The sequence below is a fragment of the Klebsiella sp. JN_Kp122 genome (genome assembly GCF_040062085.1).
Lineage (GTDB): Bacteria > Pseudomonadota > Gammaproteobacteria > Enterobacterales > Enterobacteriaceae > Klebsiella > Klebsiella aerogenes.
In genome coordinates this window covers 121,655-138,163 of sequence record NZ_JBEAHW010000040.1, presented here as the reverse complement: position 1 = coordinate 138,163, position 16,509 = coordinate 121,655, and the positions used below count along the sequence as shown (strand labels likewise).

The window sequence follows — 16,509 nt, the reverse complement described above, 5'->3', positions numbered from 1 at the left end:
ATTTGAAAACCAGAACCTCGCTTAGCACCGTGTCCATATTACGTGGGCAAGATCACACAGTCCCTAAGAATTCACACCCTTTAGGATCACGATTAGTGAGGCGAACAGATTCAGCACCTGTTGCTAAAGGTTTTGCTGAACATCCGGCTAATATGGCAGAAACAACAACTAACATCATGACCTTTTTCATTATATTTCCTTGCCTTATAAAAAATTAATAACCAAAGAATTTGCCAAGTTTTGAAGATTTTTCTTTTTTATGATCGTTGTTACCCATCCCTTCACGGAATGCGTCAGCCTGTGTTTCTGCTGCTCTCTCAGTGGCATAGTTAGCGTTAACCGCTCTCCAATATTCTTTTTCTTCGTGGTAGCAAGTGTCACGGCTAACACCAGTTGCAACACAACGATCAACCCGCTGTTGTTCACTGACACAACCACTTAAAACAGAAATGCTGAGTACTGCCAAACCAATCATTAACTTTTTCATTACCATTCCTACCATCAATTATTAAATATACGAAACAATTAACCATACCTATAATCACATGTTGAAATTATATTAGGATAAGTTTCGAACATTCAGAATAATCAATAAGTGGTATTTTAAATGAAACTATAAAAACAAAAAGACCCCCTTCTCTCGTGCCGACCAAAAAATTTAACCGGTAGGTTGCTACAACCACCGGTCCCCCTTTAGAACCCGCATTCTCTCTGAGAGTGCGGTTTTTTTAATGTTTGTACTCCCCTTCCCTTTGTGACTGCGATTATCCTGATGGTAAATTGTTAAATTCCATCTATCATTCGACTGTATTCGTTATCATCTGGAGCGGACCCAATGAGAGTTAAAGGACTTACCAAAGGATTTTTTATCCTTATTTTACTGATCGTTACCCTGGCCTTTTTTGACGTACTCTCCCCTTACTATTCCGCTATCCTGTGGGCAGCTATCCTGGCGGTGATATTTAATCCGGTAAAAAACAACATCCGTACGCGCATCGGTGAGCGCAACGGTATCGCGGCGTTACTGACCGTCGTGATTATCTGTCTTATTGTTTTCACCCCGTTGGCGATTATCATTTCGTCGCTAGCCTTCGAACTCAACGTGGTCTACACCAAGTTACAGCACAACGACACCCAGTTTCCGACGGTGGTCGCCAACCTGTTTGCCCATCTCCCGAGCTGGGCCAGAAGTTTCCTCTCCGAGCACAATCTCGATAGCGCGGAACAGATTCAGCAGCAGCTGTCCGATGCCGCCCTGAAAGGCGGGCAGTATCTGGCCGGTAGCGCCTTCCTGATTGGTAAAGGGACCTTTGGCTTTACCGTCAGCTTCGGCATTATGTTATACCTGCTGTTCTTCTTGCTGAAGGATGGCCCCTATCTGGTACTTCTGATCCTTGAATCCTTGCCGCTATCCAATTACGTAAAACAACATCTGTTTGCCAAATTCGCCGCCGTCGCGCGGGCGACGGTTAAAGGCACCGTTGCCGTCGCGCTGGCGCAGGGGGCTCTCGGCGGCTTTGCATTCTGGATTGTCGGTCTTGATGGCAGCATTCTGTGGGGCGCTTTAATGGCCTTTCTGTCACTCATTCCGGCGGTGGGCTCCGCCATTATCTGGGTGCCGGCGGCGATTTACCTGTTTGCCACCGGGCAATTGTGGCAAGGGGCGTTTATTGTCGGTTTCTTCGTCATTGTCATCGGCCTGGTGGATAACATTCTGCGTCCGCTACTGGTGGGGAAAGATACCAAAATGCCGGATTATCTGATCCTGATTGCCACCCTTGGCGGCATGGAAATCTATGGCATCAACGGCTTTGTCATCGGCCCGCTGATTGCCGCCTTGTTTATTGCCTGCTGGAACCTGTTATCGGGCCGTGAACACGCCGGGAACGCCGACTTACTGGACGAAGAGTTTATTGAAGAAGCCAAAAACAGCCGCGATGAATAGCTAACGCAAGCCTCAGCTTGCTAGTGCATTTCACTATTCATATTGAAAATAATGGTAAATAACTCTTACCATTCACGACAATAATGTTAGTCTGTATTGGTTAGTAACGATAATAAAGGATGATCAACCGTGAAAAAAATCGCTACGCTTGCTGTTTCTCTGCTGGCCGTTGCCTGTGTTTCCACCAGCGCCTTAGCCGCTGAACAGCCGCTGGAGAAAGTCGCCCCCTATCCGAAAGCGGAAAAAGGGATGAAGCGTCAGGTGATTCAGCTGCCGCAGCAGCAGGATGAATCCGCGTTAAAAGTTGAACTGATGATTGGCCAGACGCTGGAAGTTGACTGCAACCATCACCGCCTGGGCGGTCAACTGGAAAGCAAAACCCTGGAAGGCTGGGGCTATGACTACTATGTCTTTGATAAGCTGACGTCCCCGGTTTCCACCATGATGGCCTGCCCGGACGGTAAGAAAGAGAAGAAATTTATTACCGCTGGTCTCGGCGATACAGGCCTGCTGCGTTACAACAGCAAGCTGCCGATCGTGGTTTATACTCCGGCCAACGTCGACGTGAAATACCGCATCTGGAAAGCTGAAGAAACTATCGGTAATGCCGTTGAGCGTTAATCGCCTGCGGTAATACAAAACGGCAGCCCGAAGGCTGCCGTTTTTGTTATAGCGCGATATCCGCCATCGGTTTGCCGCCGGTCAACGGTTTGAGTTCGGCCTGCGTCACCTCGTCCGCCGCGGTCGTCGGCTCGTAGTGTAGCTCAAGCACTTCACTGGTCCACGCCAGCGCCTGCTCAATAGCGGCTGGGTTACCATCCAGACGCATACCGTAGCTCGGCACGATCTCTTTCATCTTCGCCTGCCAGGCCGGCGTCTGTACTTTGTCTTTGAAGACTTTCTCCAACAGCTGCACCATGATCGGCGCCGCCGTCGATGCGCCAGGAGAAGCGCCCAGCAGCGCGGCTACGGTGCCTTCATCATCGCACACCACTTCGGTGCCAAGGCGCAACACGCCGCCCATCTTCTTATCACGTTTGATAATCTGTACACGCTGACCGGCCTGCCACAGGCGCCAGTCCTCTTTGCGCGCTTCCGGGTAGTACTCGCACAGTGCGGCATGACGATCTTTATCTTTCTGCAATACCTGGCTAATCAGATATTTCACCAGGTCGAAGTTATCCATCCCGACGTTAAGCATCGGCAGAATATTCGAGGTATTCGTCGAGGCCAGCAGATCCCAAAGCGATCCATTTTTCAGGAAACGGGTCGAGAAGGTCGCGAATGGCCCGAACAGCACCACGCGTTTGCCGTCGATAATACGGGTGTCGATATGCGGCACCGACATCGGCGGCGCGCCAACTTCCGCCTGGCCGTAGACTTTCGCCAGGTGATGATTAACCACTTCCGGGTTCTCACACACCAGGAACTGTCCGCCAACCGGGAAGCCCGCGTACTCTTTCGCCTGCGGAATGCCGGTTTCCTGCAGCAGCGTCAGAGCAGCGCCACCCGCGCCAATAAAGATGAATTTGGTTTTGATTGTCCGCTTCTGGTGACGATTGTTGGCATCCGCCAGCGTCACCGTCCAGCTGTTGTCCGCATTGCGCTTAAAACGGCGAACGACGGTACCCAACTGGAGAGAAAAATTATCATGCGTCTGTAGCCCGGCGATCAGCTGGCGAGTGATCTCGCCGTAGTTAACGTCGGTGCCCATTTCGGTACGCGTCGCCGCCACTTTTTGCTGCGGATCGCGACCTTCCATCACCAGCGGCGCCCACTCCTTGATCTGCTGATGATCTTCAGAATAGCGAATACCGCGGAACAGCTCGCTCTGCTGCAGCGCCGCGTAGCGCGCGCGCAGGAAGTTAACGTTGTCTTCACCCCACACAAAGCTCATGTGCGGCACGCTGTTAATAAAAGATTTCGGCTTAGTCAGGATGCCGCGGGTCACCTGGTGGGCCCAAAACTGACGAGAAATATGGAAGGACTCATTGATATCGACCGCTTTGTCGATATTGATTCCATTGGCGGTTTGCGGCGTGTAGTTAAGCTCCATCAGCGCCGCATGGCCGGTACCCGCATTGTTCCAGCCGTTCGAGCTCTCCTCGGCAACGCTGGTCATCTGCTCGACCATGGTAATAGACCAATCCGGCTCCAGTTCCTGCAGCCAGGTTCCCAACGTGGCGCTCATGATACCGCCGCCAATCAACAATACATCCGTCTCTTGCTCATGGCGGGTGTTGGTCCGATTTGTATTGGAACCAACCGCCTGTGAGCTGGGTACGGCCATCTTTTTCTTCATCGGATTTGAGCCTTACTTTTACTCGCTTTTTTTATTTAGCGCAGGTGAAACGATTCTCGGGATCAAAGGTACCACCTGTACTCAAAAATTTAAATATTGTTTAAATTTTAAGTTGAGTTTTGAGATCTGTTATAAAAATGTTTAATAAATGTGTACACAAAATCACTTTTTGTACTGGTATGATGGCGCTTTCCGCGCTATCATCTCCCGTTCTGTGATGGAGCGCACGCCAACGGCGGCATGCCTCAATTCAAATTTTTTATCATCCGCGAACTTTTATGCCCTCAACTTCCCGCTCTCTCTCTCCGGCGTTGATAACACGCGAGACCCTTGCTGGCGTGCTGACTGCCCTGGCGTTAATTCCTGAAGTCATTTCATTTTCGGTCATTGCCGGCGTTGACCCGCAGGTCAGCCTGATTGCTTCGGTGGTGCTCTGTCTGGCGATGTCGGTTCTTGGCGGGCGCCCGGCGATGGTGACGGCGGCGGCAGGTTCTGTCGCACTGGTGATCGGCCCGATGGTACATCAGCATGGCGTAGGGTATATTCTGCCTGCTGTCATTTTGGCTGGTATTATTCAAATTTTGTTTGGGATATGCGGTATGGCGCGGTTAATGCGCTTTATCCCGCCACCGGTGATGACCGGGTTTGTTAATGCGCTAGGCATTCTTATTTTTTTCGCCCAGGTTCCCCATTTCTGGAGCAGGCAGCCGCTCATCGTCGGCCTTTTCGTTCTGACGCTGCTCATCGTGCTGTGGGCGCCGCGTTTTATCAAAGCCGTGCCGGCGCCGCTTATTGCTATCGTCCTCCTTACTGCTTATACCGTCACCAGCGGGCAGCTCCTGCCGACCGTGGGTGATGAAGGCGCTATGGGCGGCGGTCTGCCGGGCTTCAACGCGCTGGCGGTGCCGCTGGATTTAAACACCTTAAAAATTATCTGGCCCTGCGCCCTGAGTATCGCCTTTGTCGGCCTGATGGAATCGCTGCTGACGGCAAAGCTGGTGGACGATCTCACCCATACGCCGTCAAATAAGTCGCGTGAGAGCGCAGGACTGGGGATCGCCAATATCCTCGCGGGCTGCTATGGCGGCATCGCCGGATGCGCGATGATCGGCCAGACTATCGTTAACGTAGAAATGGGCAAGGCGCGCAGCCGCCTATCGACGATAGTGGCCGGTATGGTACTGCTGCTTCTGGTGACGGTGCTAAGCCAGGTGATGGCCAAAATTCCAATGCCGGTACTGGCCGGGGTCATGGTGATCGTGGCGGTGAAAACCTTCAGCTGGCAGAGTATTCGCCCAACCGCGCTGGCGCGCAATCCATGGCCGGAAACGGTGGTCATGGCAGCGACCGTCGTCGTGACGGTCACTACCAGTAATCTGGCGATCGGCGTACTGGCGGGGCTTATCGCAATGGCGCTCATCCCTCGCCGCCTGCGCGTAAAAGCGCAGCTTACATCAGAAACAGCGTCGCCAGACCAAGGAAAATAAAGAAGCCGCCGGTATCGGTAATCGCGGTGATCATCACGCTGGAGCCAACCGCCGGATCGCGCCCCAGCTTGACCATCACCATCGGGATGATAACCCCCATCATCGCCGCCATCAGCAGGTTGAGCATCATCGCCAACGTCATTACCCCGCCAAGCTGCGGGTCATCGTACAGCCACCAGGTGATAGCGCCCATTATCCCGCCCCATACCAGGCCATTAATCAGCGCGACGCCCATCTCGCGCAGGATGAGGAAGGTAAAACTTCCCGGCTGGATCTGCTGCAGCGCCATCGCGCGGACGATCATGGTGATCGTCTGATTGCCGGTATTCCCACCAATCCCGGCGACGATCGGCATCAGCGAGGCCAGGGCCACCAGCTGCGAAATCGTATGTTCAAAGCCGTCGATCACCCGTGAAGCGATAAACGCCGTACAGAGGTTCACCGCCAGCCACGCCCAGCGGGTTTTCACCGCTTTGCTCACCGGCGCAAAAACATCATCATCTTCGCTCAGACCGCCCATCCGGCGCAGGTCGTTATCGGTCTCTTCGTACACCACATCGACGATCTCATCGATGGTCAAACGCCCCATCAGCTTGCCGTCGGCATCAATCACCGCAGCACTCAGTAAGTCATCACGCTCGAAGGTACGCGCCACTTTTTCCGCCTCTTCCTGCGGCTGGAAAGTCACCGGATCGCCTTCCATCACTTCGCCAACGCGCTTTTGCGCATCATTGAGCAGAATAGTCTGCAGCTCCAGCTCGCCAAGCAGCAGTTTATTACGGGTGGTGACGAACAGTTTATCGGTGTTTTCCGGCATTTTGCCCAGACGGCGCAGATAGCGCTGTACCGCCGCCAGAGTGGCTTCCGGGCGAACGGTAATCACCTCAAACTCCATGATCGCGCCGACGGTGTTATCGGCGTAGCGCATCATCTGACGAATGCGCGCACGTTTATCCGGCGGCAGCGTCGCCAGCAGGCGGCCGGTTAAGTCGCGCGGCAGGTGCTGCAACAGGTAAACCTGTTCATCAATATCCAGCGATTGCAGGGCAAATATCAGGTCGTGATCGCTCATCTTGTCGATGAGATCGCCCCATACGCTCTCTGATGCCTCCAGCAGCACTTCGCCGCGCTTGTCATCGGCAACCAGCCCCCACAGCGCGGTACGCGCGTCATAGGGCAGCGCTTCCAGGGCATCGGCGAGATCCGGCGGCGGCAAATGCGACACCAGCACTTCCACTTCCGCCAGGTCATCGGCCAGCGTCCCTTCATCATAGCGCTCCGCGAGGGTGAGTTTCCCCAGCAGCGCGGAGGTGACGGCTTTATCAGTGCTTAATAGCCAAATCAGGCGGGCGCGTTCTTCATCGCGTAATCGGGCGCTTTTTTTATGCAAAACGGACATCGCTCGGGCAATCCTTGTGAGAATAGAAGTCGACCTGCATGGCCGCAGCCATAAGCATAGCGCGAGGAGGGGGAAATAATAACCGCCAGCAATTTATCTGCCGTAAAAAACAGCAATATGGCCCGAACGGGCGAGCACGCCCGATCGGGTAACCAGCAAAACCGTCAGGCAGTACGCGCGACCGCATCGCGGGTCGCCAGTTCGCGCTCAACGCCGGTGAGCTCGCTAAGCTTGCCGCTGCGCATCTCCAACAGGCGATCGGCATGCTGGAAATAGTGATCATCGTGGCTGATAGCAAACACGGTTTTCCCCATTTGCTGCATCAACGGTAATAACACCTGATAAAACTCGCGGCGGAAATGCGGATCCTGATCCGCAGCCCACTCATCGAGCAAAATGATATCGCGCTCTTCGGCCAGCGCCAGCAGCAGCGCCACGCGTTTTTTCTGCCCTTTAGACAGCTTCAGATCGAGGATTTTCCCCTCTTCCAGCTGCAGCTTGTGGTCCATCTTCAGATACGCCAGCCACTTCGCGACTAACGCCGGATCGGCGCGTTCGCCTTTTGGTCCTAACAGACGGTCGAATAGCCAGACATCGGTAAATACCGCCGAGAACAGTTTACGGTAATCTTCTGGTTTTTCCGCCGCCAGCGGTTGCCCATCGAGCAGGATCTGCCCGGAGATCGGTTGATACAGCCCGGTCAACAACATTGCCAGCGTCGATTTACCGCTGCCATTGCCGCCAATCAGAAACACCAGTTCGCCGCGTTTGAGAGTCAAATTAATCGGCCCGACGGCAAAACTGTTATCCGGGTAGTGGAACGACACGTCGCGCAGCTCCAGGGTCTGCCAGTGCGGATGCGCCTGCGGCTCGGGGAAACCGGCGCGATAAGGCGCCAGCGCGAACTGATGCAGTTTATTGAATGCCACCTGGGCGCTGAGCAAGGTCGGCAGCGCCCCCACCGCCGACAGCAGCGGCGTGCGCAGGAATAACAGCGTCAGAGAATAGGTCGCCGCCACCGCGGTATTGGCCCACCCGAGGCCATTCGCCATCCAGAACACCAGACCGATGGCGCCAAGCATCATGATATTCGACCAGTTCACCGCGCTCAGGTGGAACGTATCGGCGCGGATGATGTGGTGGCGATAGTCGCGGGCATCCGGCAGATACAGCTGATTAAAAACGTATTCGGCGCGTTCGCGGTTGAGCGTCAGCTCTTTGCGCCCTTCCAGCACCGTCTGATAATCATGATACAGCTTATCTTCGGTCTCGCGCAGCGTCGCCATATGCTTATAGACGCGCGCCACCAGCACAAAGCCGCCCCAGATGGTGACCGCCATCCAGACCGCGGTCACCAGCATCATTTTACCGGACAGAAACGCCAGGTAGGCGGCGGACCCGAAGGTCAGAATAATGCCCTGCACCAGCTCCGGCAGGCGCACAAAGGCAATGGTAATGTTACGCACGTCGCTGGTTAAGCCCGCCAGCAGCGAAGCGCTGCCGATTTTTTCGATCTTTTCGATTTGGGTGTCGAGAATGCGTTTAATAAATTCGCCGCGCAGGCGATAGACAAAGTGGTGGCCAAGCGTGGTTAACGCCAGCTGCGAGCCGAGCGTGACCGCCATCAACAGCAGCAGCAGGCCGAGAAACTCCGGCAGCACGGTGAGCGAGGTATCCACAAGGGAAATCAGGCGCAGGTTAATAAAGGCGATAAGCCCGATACCCAGCGCCGCGCTGAGCAAACTGAGCGCCATGACGGCAATGAACGGCCAGCGGTACTGGCGCCAAACAAGAACAAGTAATTCCATAAGCTACGATCCGGACAAGCAAACAGCCAGCAGTTTAAACGGCTTGCCGACGACAGCAAGAATAATTCTTATTTTTGTTTTTGCCGGCCTCCCGCGAGGCGAAACGTGAGGTTATAACGACAGGCGCCGGTCAGCGGGTGCTCCCCCGGTTTAAGCGGCTGGATGCCGTGATAAAAGAGCCGTGATTCGCCGCCCCACACCACCACATCGCCATGCTCCAGCAGCAGCCGACGCAGCGGATCGTTACGTTTCAACCCGCCAAATTGAAACACCGCCGGCAGTCCCAACGACACCGAAACGATAGGCGCGCGCAAATCCCGCTCGTCTTTATCCTGATGCAGCGACAGCTTCGCGCCCGGCTGGTAGCGGTTAATCAGACAGGCGTCCGGGGAGAAATGCGCATAACCCGCCTCCTGCGCCGCCTCCGCCGCCAGTTGCTGAAAAATCAATGGCATCGGCGGCCAATGTTCGCCGGTCAACGGATCGCCAGGCGCATAGAGATAGCCGTGCATATCGGTTGTCCAGCCGAGTTGGCCACAGTTGGTCATGGCCACCGACATGGTATTACCACCTGGGGTCACCATCTGGCGGAACGGAGAAGCGCTGGCCACCCCGGCGATGGCCTGCAGCAGCGCCGGCGCGCGCTGCACGGCGAAGCGGCGTAATATCATCGCTCCGGGGGCCAGCGGCTCCTGCCAGGGCGGCGTATCGGCAAACAGATCGAGCATTATTTCTCCCGCATTTTTGCTTCGCGCGCCAGCAGCAGCGCTTTACGTTCGCTTCCCCAACGATAGCCGGAAAGCGCCCCGCCCTCACGCACTACCCGATGGCAAGGAATGACTATCGCCAGCTTATTGGCAGCGCAGGCCCCGGCTACCGCTCTGACCGCGCGCGGTTGACCGATGCTGTGCGCCACCTCGCTGTAGCTACGGGTTTCGCCTGCCGGGATCTGGCGTAAGGCTTGCCAGACCCGCTGCTGGAAAGCGGTACCGCGAATATCCAGCGGCAAATTCACCGCCTGCTGCGGATTATCCAGATGGGCAACCACCTGCGCCACGCGTTCGGTAAACGTATCATCACCCGGCTGCAATTGGGCGCCGGGAAACAAGCTCGCCAGCTCCGCATATAACGCCTTATCGTCATCGCCCAGCAACACAGCGCATACGCCACGTTCGCTGAACGCCACCAGGCACCGGCCAGAGGCGCTATCGCTGCAAACCCAGCTAATCAATATATCTGCGCCGCCGCGTTTAAACTGGCGGGCGGTCATGCCCAGCGTCTCGTTTGCCTGGCGATAATAGCTGGCGGAATCAGGGAAGCCGGCGGCTAATGCCGCGCTGGTGACGTTCTGGCCGTGGCTTAATGCTTCGCGTAGGCGCCGCGCGCGCCACGCCTGCTGCCAGGCCTTGGGCGTAAGTCCAGTGACGGATTTAAAAATGCGATGGAAATGAAACGGGCTGACCGCCAGCTGCTGCGCCAGCGCCTCAAGGGTGATTGGCGCCTCTTGCTCCAGCAGACGGCAGGCGGCGGCAACCTTCTCGACCCGCTGTTGGTCCGGGTCGAGATTATCCGGCCGACACCGTTTACAGGGGCGATATCCGGCGGCCTTTGCGGCTTCGACATCAGCATAAAAGCGGACATTCTCCCGTAGCGCGCGCCGTGAACGGCACGAGGGACGGCAGCAGACGCCGGTGGTCAACACGGCGAAGACAAACTGCCCGTCGGCGCTGGCGTCGCGTTCGCAGACCGCCTGCCAGCGGCGGTCATCGTTAGTCATATCGGCAATCATCGGTTTCATAGCGGGCTCCTGCTGTAAGTGTATCCTTACTTTGCGCCTGGCTCCGCTCTAAAAAACTGCGCTTCTTGCTTTTTAATTCTGCTCGCCGACCAGGAAGGTGCGGAACTGCGGCGACATCCAGGTCTTAAAGCCGTCGCCCTCTTTCACAATCATATACACCGCCAGTCCCTGCTCGTGTGCCACCTGTTGCGCTTTTTCCGGCCCTAACACCATCAGCCCGGTATCCCAGCCGTCGGCTTCCAGCGCCGTCGGCGCAATCACCGTCACCGAAACCAGCTTATGGTTGATGGGGTGCCCGGTTTGCGGATCGATAACGTGAGAAATACGTTTGCCATCCAGCTCGTAGTAGTTGCGATAGCTGCCGGAGGTGCTGATGCCGTGGCCGTTGATATCGACTATTGCCTGGACGGCGTTTTCACGGTCGGTCGGTTTTTGAATCGCTACCCGCCACGGTTTATCGTCGCCGTTCATCCCGCGGCTGACCAGCGCGCCGCCAACCGATACCAGATAGCGGGCAATTCCTTCCTGTTCCATCAGGCGCGCCAGATGATCGGCGGCATAGCCCTCGCCGACGGTGGAAAGATCGACAAATAAATCCGCAATATCTTTTTGCAGATACTGTTGATCGGCGCGGTTAATCACCGTCAGATGCTGCAGCCCGGTACGCGCTTTTGCCGCCGCGATTTGCTGCTCCGTCGGCGTTTTTACCGGCTGCTTATCCGGGCCAAATCCCCATAGATTGACCAGCGGCCCGACGGTAACATCCATCGCTCCGGCGGTTTTGGCGCCAATACGCAGCGACAGAGTGACGATATCCGCCATCGCTTCGCTCACCGGCCACGGTTCGGTGGTGGCGGCATGATTGAAGCGCATCAGCGCGGAGTCGTTTTTCCAGGTCGAAAGCAGCAGATCGTCGCCGTCGAGCTGCGCCTGAACTTTATGGCGTAAATCTTCGGCTTTCGCCGGATCCAACCCGACGACGCTAACGCGCCAATAGGTCCCCATCGTTTTGCCATCGAGCACGGTGGCGGCGGATTTTGGCGTGGCCGGGGATGTCGCGGAATCACAGCCGGTAAGCAGAACGCAGAGGCCGAAAAAGGCGGCGCGGAAAAAGGTGGTATCCATGAAAACGGGCTCCTGTTACAAAGGCAGCAAGAGTATACCAGTGAGGTTAAACCGGGCATAAAAAAAGGCGCCCGCAGGCGCCTTTTTCAACACTTCAGGTTGCTTAGAACTGGTAAACCAGGCCCAGAGCAACAACGTCGTCGGTAGAGATACCGGCGTTACGAGTGAAGTTGTTTTCGTCCAGCAGGTTGATTTTGTAATCAACGTAGGTGGACATGTTTTTGTTGAAGTAGTAGGTCGCGCCCAGGTCAACGTATTTCAGGATATCCTGGTCACCGTAACCGCGCTCCAGATCCTTACCTTTGGACTGCAAGTAAGCGACGGACGGACGCAGACCGAAGTCGAACTGGTACTGAGCAACGACTTCGAAGTTCTGCGCTTTGTTAGCAAAGCCCAGGGAACCTGCGCGAGTTGCGTTGTAGGTCTGGGTGTACTGAGTCGCCAGGTAAATGTTGTTGGCGTCGTATTTCAGACCACCGGTGTAGGTTTCAGCATCGTCACCACGGCCCAGAGCCAGTTGGGTATTCTGGTCGCCGGTACGTTTAGAGTGGGAGTACGCGAAACCTGCGCTGATGCCGTCCCAGATATCATAGGTCAGAGAGGTACCGAAACCGTCGCCGTTCTGTTTCAGAGCTTCACGGCCGTTGTTGGTCGGAGAAGTACCTTCACCGCTTACACTGCCGTTTTTACCCTGGTACTGCAGAGCAAAGTTCAGGCCGTCAACCAGACCGAAGAAGTCAGAGTTACGGTAGGTGGCAACGCCGTTAGCACGAGACTGCAGGAAGTTGTCGGAACCGTAGGTGTCGCCGCCGAATTCAGGCAGAACGTCGGTCCAGGAAGTCACATCGTAAACAACGCCGTAGTTACGACCGTAGTCGAAAGAACCCGCGTCGCCGAATTTCAGACCCGCGAAGGCCAGACGAGTCCAGGATTGATCGCTGGAACTTTCAGTGTTGTTCGCCTGAACGTTGTATTCCCACTGGCCGTAACCGGTCAGTTGGTCGTTGATCTGGGTTTCGCCTTTCACGCCGATACGCATGTAGGTCTGGTCGCCGTCTACGCTCTTGTCGTCAGAGAAGTAGTGCAGACCATCAATTTTACCGTACAGGTCTAATTTGTTGCCGTCTTTGTTATAAATTTCAGCCGCATTTGCTGCGCCCGCTACCAGCAGTGCTGGTACCAGGAGGGACAGTACTTTAACTTTCATGTTATTAACCCTCTGTTTGTTATATGCCTTTTATTATTGCCACTGCTTACTGATTACCCTTCTAATCAGTCGGCTGTATTCATTGTGCTGCAAAATGCAGAATAATCCAACAAGAATATGATACGAAAACTTCTAAGGTGTTTCAAAATGCGCACAAGATGTTTCAATTTGTAAATTCAAAGGAACTTTTTACGCACGATAAAGGTCGCCAAAATAAGCACCAAAAATCAAAAAAATAATATTTATATTTAAAATCATAGAATTAAAAGCAAGAAAATGTATAGCACTGAATGGTAAAACAAAATCTTCCCCGAAGACTAAAATAATCATCGCTATCATCATTAACTTTATTTATTACCGTCATTCAGTTCTGAATGTCTGTTTACCCCTATTTCAACCGGATGCCTCGCATCCGGTTTTTTTTACCCTTCTTTACGTATCTTTAATTATGCTGTGCTAACGCAGAAAAAAATAACGACTATTAATCAATCAATTCCGAATAAAAGTCAGCCTATTTCGCCAATTTCTTGTTTTTTCGTGCTATTTATCTGCAACAAATCCCGGTTAATTGTACAAGATCAATTCAACTGTACATATTCGTCGCATCTATGGTTTTGAGAGTAATCTCAGCATTAAAAGATCCCTCAACGTCAATCTATTGTATGGATTTACCGCGTTAGCCTTTATACTTCCTGCCAGTATTCGTTGTGCTGCCCGTCAATATGGCGCAACATCCTGTTTACAAACATTACTGAGCAGCTCTGCCACGCGATGACCCAAAAAAAATTCTCCCTGATCCCCGGCAGCATCACCCGGTTCTTCATTTTGATGGTTATCGTCTTGCTCGCGACGATGGGCGTGATGATCCAAAGTTCGGTCAATACCTGGCTAAAAGACAGAAGTTACCAGGTGGTTGATATTAGCCATGCTTTGCACAAGCGCATTGATACCTGGCGTTACGCCACCTGGCAGATTTATGACAATATCGCCGCCACCAGCTCAAGTACCTCTAGCGATGGCCTGCAAGAGACGCGGCTGAAGCAGGACGTCTACTATCTGGAAAAACCTCGACGCAAAACCGAGGCGTTGATTTTCGGATCTCATGACAGCTCGACGCTTGAGATGACGCAGAAGATTTCTAACTACCTCGATATTTTATGGGGCGCGGAAACCATTCCCTGGTCGATGTATTACCTGAATGGGCTTGATAACAGCCTGATTCTGGTCTCTACCCTGCCGCTGAAAGATCTGTCCTCGAGTTTTAAAGAATCGACGATTAGCAGCGTGGTGGAATCCCGCCGTGCCGAAATGCTGCTGCAGGCAAATACGCTGGACGAAAGGGAAACCTTTTCTTCGTTGCGCCATCTGACGTGGCAAAATGGCCACTACTTCACACTACGCACCACCTTTAACCAGCCGGGTCATTTGGCAACAGTAGTCGCTTTCGACTTACCGATTAACGATCTCATCCCTCCCAGCATGTCGCTGGACAGTTTCCGTCTGGAGCCAGATCCGGCACAAAATGCCGCTAGCAATCCGGACAAAGAAGCCGTTGATAACGTCAGCATCAGCTTTAATGGCCTGCGTATTGAGATAACCACCGCTATCAATACCACCGGCATGCGGCTGGTGTGGGTCGTGCCATTCAGCACTATGCTAATGGAATCCTTACAGAATATTTTACTGCCGCTGCTGCTTACCATTGGCCTTCTGGCGTTAACCCTGTTTGGCTTTACCACTTTCCGCAACTATAGCGGCCGCCGTACCTCTGGCAACGTTAGCGCGGCCCCCGCTGCAGCGAATAGCGAATTGCGCGCTCAGCGCGCAATTAATGAAGAGATAGTTTCTTTGCTACCGTTGGGTCTGTTGGTCCACGATCAGGAAGCCAACCGCACCATTATTAGTAACCCAATTGCCGATCATCTGCTGCCTCATCTCAACCTGCAGAACATCACCAATATGGCCGATCAGCATCAAGGGGTGATTCAGGCGACGATCAATAATGAACTTTATGAAATCCGCCAGTACCGCAGCCAGGTGGCTCCTCGCACGCAGATCCTGATTATTCGCGACCAGGATAGAGAAGTGATGGTGAACAAAAAACTCAAACAGGCCCAGCGTCTGTATGAGAAAAATCAGCAGGGGCGCATCGCCTTTATGCAGAATATTGGCGCCGCGCTGAAAGACCCGGCGCAGGCTCTGGCGCAGGAGGCGGCGGCCGTCGGGATTCATGAAAGCCGCAAACTGGCGCAGCACGCTGATGAACTGGTTCATCTTGTCGATGAGATTCAGTTGGCGAACTTACTGGAAAGCGATACCTGGAAAACCACCCCCGGTCTGTTCTCCATTCAGGGCTTAATAGATGAAGTGGTTCCTGAAGTCCTGCCGATGGTGAAACGCAAAGGACTTCAGCTGTTAATCAATAATGCGCTGCCGGCCAATGAGCAGCGCTACGGCGACCGCGACGCGCTGCGCCGCACGCTATTACTTCTGATTCAATACGCGATCACCACCACCCCCATCGGTAAAATTACTCTTGAGGTGAGCAAAGATGAATCTGCCGACGATCGTCTGACCTTCCGTATCCTCGATACCGGCAATGGCGTGAGCGGCAATGAAATCGATAATATGCACTTCCCGTTCCTTAATGAGACGCAAGCCGACCAGTACGGCAAAGCCAACGCCCTCACCTTCTGGCTGTGCGACCGGTTAACTCGCAAGCTTGGCGGACAGCTTAATATTAAGGCGCGGGAATCGCTCGGTACGCGCTACTCGCTACACCTTAAAATGGCGGCAAGTGAGGAAGAGAGAGACTCCGGCGAACACCTGCTGGACGATGTGGTCGTGATGATTGACATTACCGCCAATGAAGTGCGCCGCATCGTGACGCGTCAGTTAGAGAGCTGGGGCGCAAGCTGTATCACCCCGGACGAAAGGCTCACAAGTCAAGAGTATGATCTCTTTTTAACGGATAATCCGTCTAATCTTACTGCTTCAGGCTTGCTTTTAAGCGATGATGAGGTTGGGATACGCAAAATTGGCCCAGGTCAGTTGAGCGTCAATTTTAATATCAGCACTGCCATGCAGGAAGCTATCCTGCAGCTGATTGAGCAGCAGCTGGCGCAAGAAGAGGTTCAGCCCTCCTCAACAGGAAATGAGGGGAATGCGGAACTCCATGCCAGCGGCTATTACGCGCTGTTTGCCGACACGGTACCGGATGATGTTCAGAGATTGTATACTGAATTCACCACCAGCGATTTCGCTGCGCTGGCGCAGACCGCTCACCGCCTTAAAGGCGCGTTTGCTATGCTTAATTTGATACCCGGCAAGCAGTTATGTGAAGCGCTTGAGCATCTGATTCATGAACGAGATACTCAAGGTATAGAAAAATACATCAGCGACATTGACGGTTACGTCAAGAGCTTGCTGTAGCAAGGT

The 16,509-nt window shown here is 53.9% G+C and carries 13 protein-coding genes; 4 read left to right on the top strand and 9 right to left on the bottom strand.

The window, feature by feature from the left end; all coding sequences use genetic code 11:
• Positions 1–52: 52 nt before the first annotated feature.
• Together ABLU78_RS16645 and ABLU78_RS16640 are read right to left on the bottom strand one after the other, a co-directional pair.
• Positions 53–190 carry a DUF4156 domain-containing protein gene (locus tag ABLU78_RS16645; RefSeq protein WP_142966365.1) on the bottom strand — a complete coding sequence of 46 codons (138 nt, stop codon included), beginning with the start codon at positions 188–190 and terminating at the stop codon, positions 53–55.
• A 24-nt stretch (positions 191–214) separates the two neighbouring features.
• Complete coding sequence (locus ABLU78_RS16640) at positions 215–487, bottom strand: hypothetical protein (protein WP_072060202.1); 273 nt, start codon at positions 485–487, stop codon at positions 215–217.
• A 348-nt stretch (positions 488–835) separates the two neighbouring features.
• On the opposite strand from ABLU78_RS16640, the gene ABLU78_RS16635 reads away from it, so the two are divergent.
• On the top strand, positions 836–1,945 hold the full coding sequence (locus ABLU78_RS16635; protein WP_015365665.1) for an AI-2E family transporter: 1,110 nt from the start codon (positions 836–838) through the stop codon (positions 1,943–1,945).
• A gap of 129 nt (positions 1,946–2,074) precedes the next feature.
• Entirely contained in the window at positions 2,075–2,566 is a 492-nt protein-coding gene (gene eco / locus ABLU78_RS16630; protein WP_047056515.1) for a serine protease inhibitor ecotin, read from the top strand.
• 46 nt (positions 2,567–2,612) lie between these two features.
• Here the strand turns inward: eco and mqo are convergent, their stop codons facing one another.
• Positions 2,613–4,247 carry a malate dehydrogenase (quinone) gene (mqo, locus tag ABLU78_RS16625; protein ID WP_048229117.1) on the bottom strand — a complete coding sequence of 545 codons (1,635 nt, stop codon included), beginning with the start codon at positions 4,245–4,247 and terminating at the stop codon, positions 2,613–2,615.
• 278 nt (positions 4,248–4,525) lie between these two features.
• On the opposite strand from mqo, the gene ABLU78_RS16620 reads away from it, so the two are divergent.
• Positions 4,526–5,734, top strand: coding sequence for a SulP family inorganic anion transporter (locus ABLU78_RS16620; protein ID WP_048229120.1), 1,209 nt, complete (start codon positions 4,526–4,528; stop codon positions 5,732–5,734).
• Here ABLU78_RS16620 and mgtE read toward each other — a convergent pair.
• From mgtE to ABLU78_RS16590, 6 genes are all read right to left on the bottom strand, one after another.
• Positions 5,697–7,133, bottom strand: coding sequence for a magnesium transporter (mgtE, locus tag ABLU78_RS16615; RefSeq protein ID WP_015706137.1), 1,437 nt, complete (start codon positions 7,131–7,133; stop codon positions 5,697–5,699). The two genes, ABLU78_RS16620 and mgtE, sit on opposite strands and share 38 nt — an antisense overlap.
• A 164-nt stretch (positions 7,134–7,297) precedes the next feature.
• Positions 7,298–8,941 (bottom strand): multidrug ABC transporter permease/ATP-binding protein, encoded by a 1,644-nt coding sequence (locus ABLU78_RS16610; protein ID WP_020078264.1) that lies wholly within the window; start codon positions 8,939–8,941, stop codon positions 7,298–7,300.
• Positions 8,942–9,009: 68 nt separating this feature from the next.
• Positions 9,010–9,669, bottom strand: a complete 660-nt coding sequence (gene alkB / locus ABLU78_RS16605; protein ID WP_048229123.1) for a DNA oxidative demethylase AlkB — start codon at positions 9,667–9,669, stop codon at positions 9,010–9,012.
• Complete coding sequence (gene ada / locus ABLU78_RS16600; protein ID WP_048229125.1) at positions 9,669–10,739, bottom strand: bifunctional DNA-binding transcriptional regulator/O6-methylguanine-DNA methyltransferase Ada; 1,071 nt, start codon at positions 10,737–10,739, stop codon at positions 9,669–9,671. The genes alkB and ada overlap by 1 nt, the downstream gene beginning before the upstream one ends.
• 72 nt (positions 10,740–10,811) lie before the next feature.
• The gene (gene apbE / locus ABLU78_RS16595; protein WP_045386152.1) at positions 10,812–11,864 is read right to left on the bottom strand and encodes an FAD:protein FMN transferase ApbE; all 1,053 of its coding nucleotides are present in this window, start codon (positions 11,862–11,864) and stop codon (positions 10,812–10,814) included.
• Positions 11,865–11,967: 103 nt separating this feature from the next.
• Complete coding sequence (locus ABLU78_RS16590) at positions 11,968–13,071, bottom strand: OmpK36 porin (protein ID WP_049033833.1); 1,104 nt, start codon at positions 13,069–13,071, stop codon at positions 11,968–11,970.
• 771 nt (positions 13,072–13,842) lie between these two features.
• Between ABLU78_RS16590 and rcsD the strand changes: the two genes are divergently transcribed.
• The gene (rcsD, locus tag ABLU78_RS16585) at positions 13,843–16,503 is read left to right on the top strand and encodes a phosphotransferase RcsD (RefSeq protein ID WP_048229127.1); all 2,661 of its coding nucleotides are present in this window, start codon (positions 13,843–13,845) and stop codon (positions 16,501–16,503) included.
• Positions 16,504–16,509: the final 6 nt, after the last annotated feature.

Excerpts from the sequence above, each read along its gene's own strand:
- ABLU78_RS16645 (WP_142966365.1), bottom strand. The coding sequence starts at position 190 with ATGAAAAAGGTCATGATGTTAGTTGTTGTTTCTGCCATATTAGCCGGA.
- ABLU78_RS16640 (WP_072060202.1), bottom strand. The coding sequence starts at position 487 with ATGAAAAAGTTAATGATTGGTTTGGCAGTACTCAGCATTTCTGTTTTA.
- ABLU78_RS16635 (WP_015365665.1), top strand. The coding sequence starts at position 836 with ATGAGAGTTAAAGGACTTACCAAAGGATTTTTTATCCTTATTTTACTG.
- mqo (WP_048229117.1), bottom strand. The coding sequence starts at position 4,247 with ATGAAGAAAAAGATGGCCGTACCCAGCTCACAGGCGGTTGGTTCCAAT.
- ABLU78_RS16620 (WP_048229120.1), top strand. The coding sequence starts at position 4,526 with ATGCCCTCAACTTCCCGCTCTCTCTCTCCGGCGTTGATAACACGCGAG.
- mgtE (WP_015706137.1), bottom strand. The coding sequence starts at position 7,133 with ATGTCCGTTTTGCATAAAAAAAGCGCCCGATTACGCGATGAAGAACGC.
- ABLU78_RS16610 (WP_020078264.1), bottom strand. The coding sequence starts at position 8,941 with ATGGAATTACTTGTTCTTGTTTGGCGCCAGTACCGCTGGCCGTTCATT.
- alkB (WP_048229123.1), bottom strand. The coding sequence starts at position 9,669 with ATGCTCGATCTGTTTGCCGATACGCCGCCCTGGCAGGAGCCGCTGGCC.
- ada (WP_048229125.1), bottom strand. The coding sequence starts at position 10,739 with ATGAAACCGATGATTGCCGATATGACTAACGATGACCGCCGCTGGCAG.
- apbE (WP_045386152.1), bottom strand. The coding sequence starts at position 11,864 with ATGGATACCACCTTTTTCCGCGCCGCCTTTTTCGGCCTCTGCGTTCTG.
- ABLU78_RS16590 (WP_049033833.1), bottom strand. The coding sequence starts at position 13,071 with ATGAAAGTTAAAGTACTGTCCCTCCTGGTACCAGCACTGCTGGTAGCG.
- rcsD (WP_048229127.1), top strand. The coding sequence starts at position 13,843 with ATGACCCAAAAAAAATTCTCCCTGATCCCCGGCAGCATCACCCGGTTC.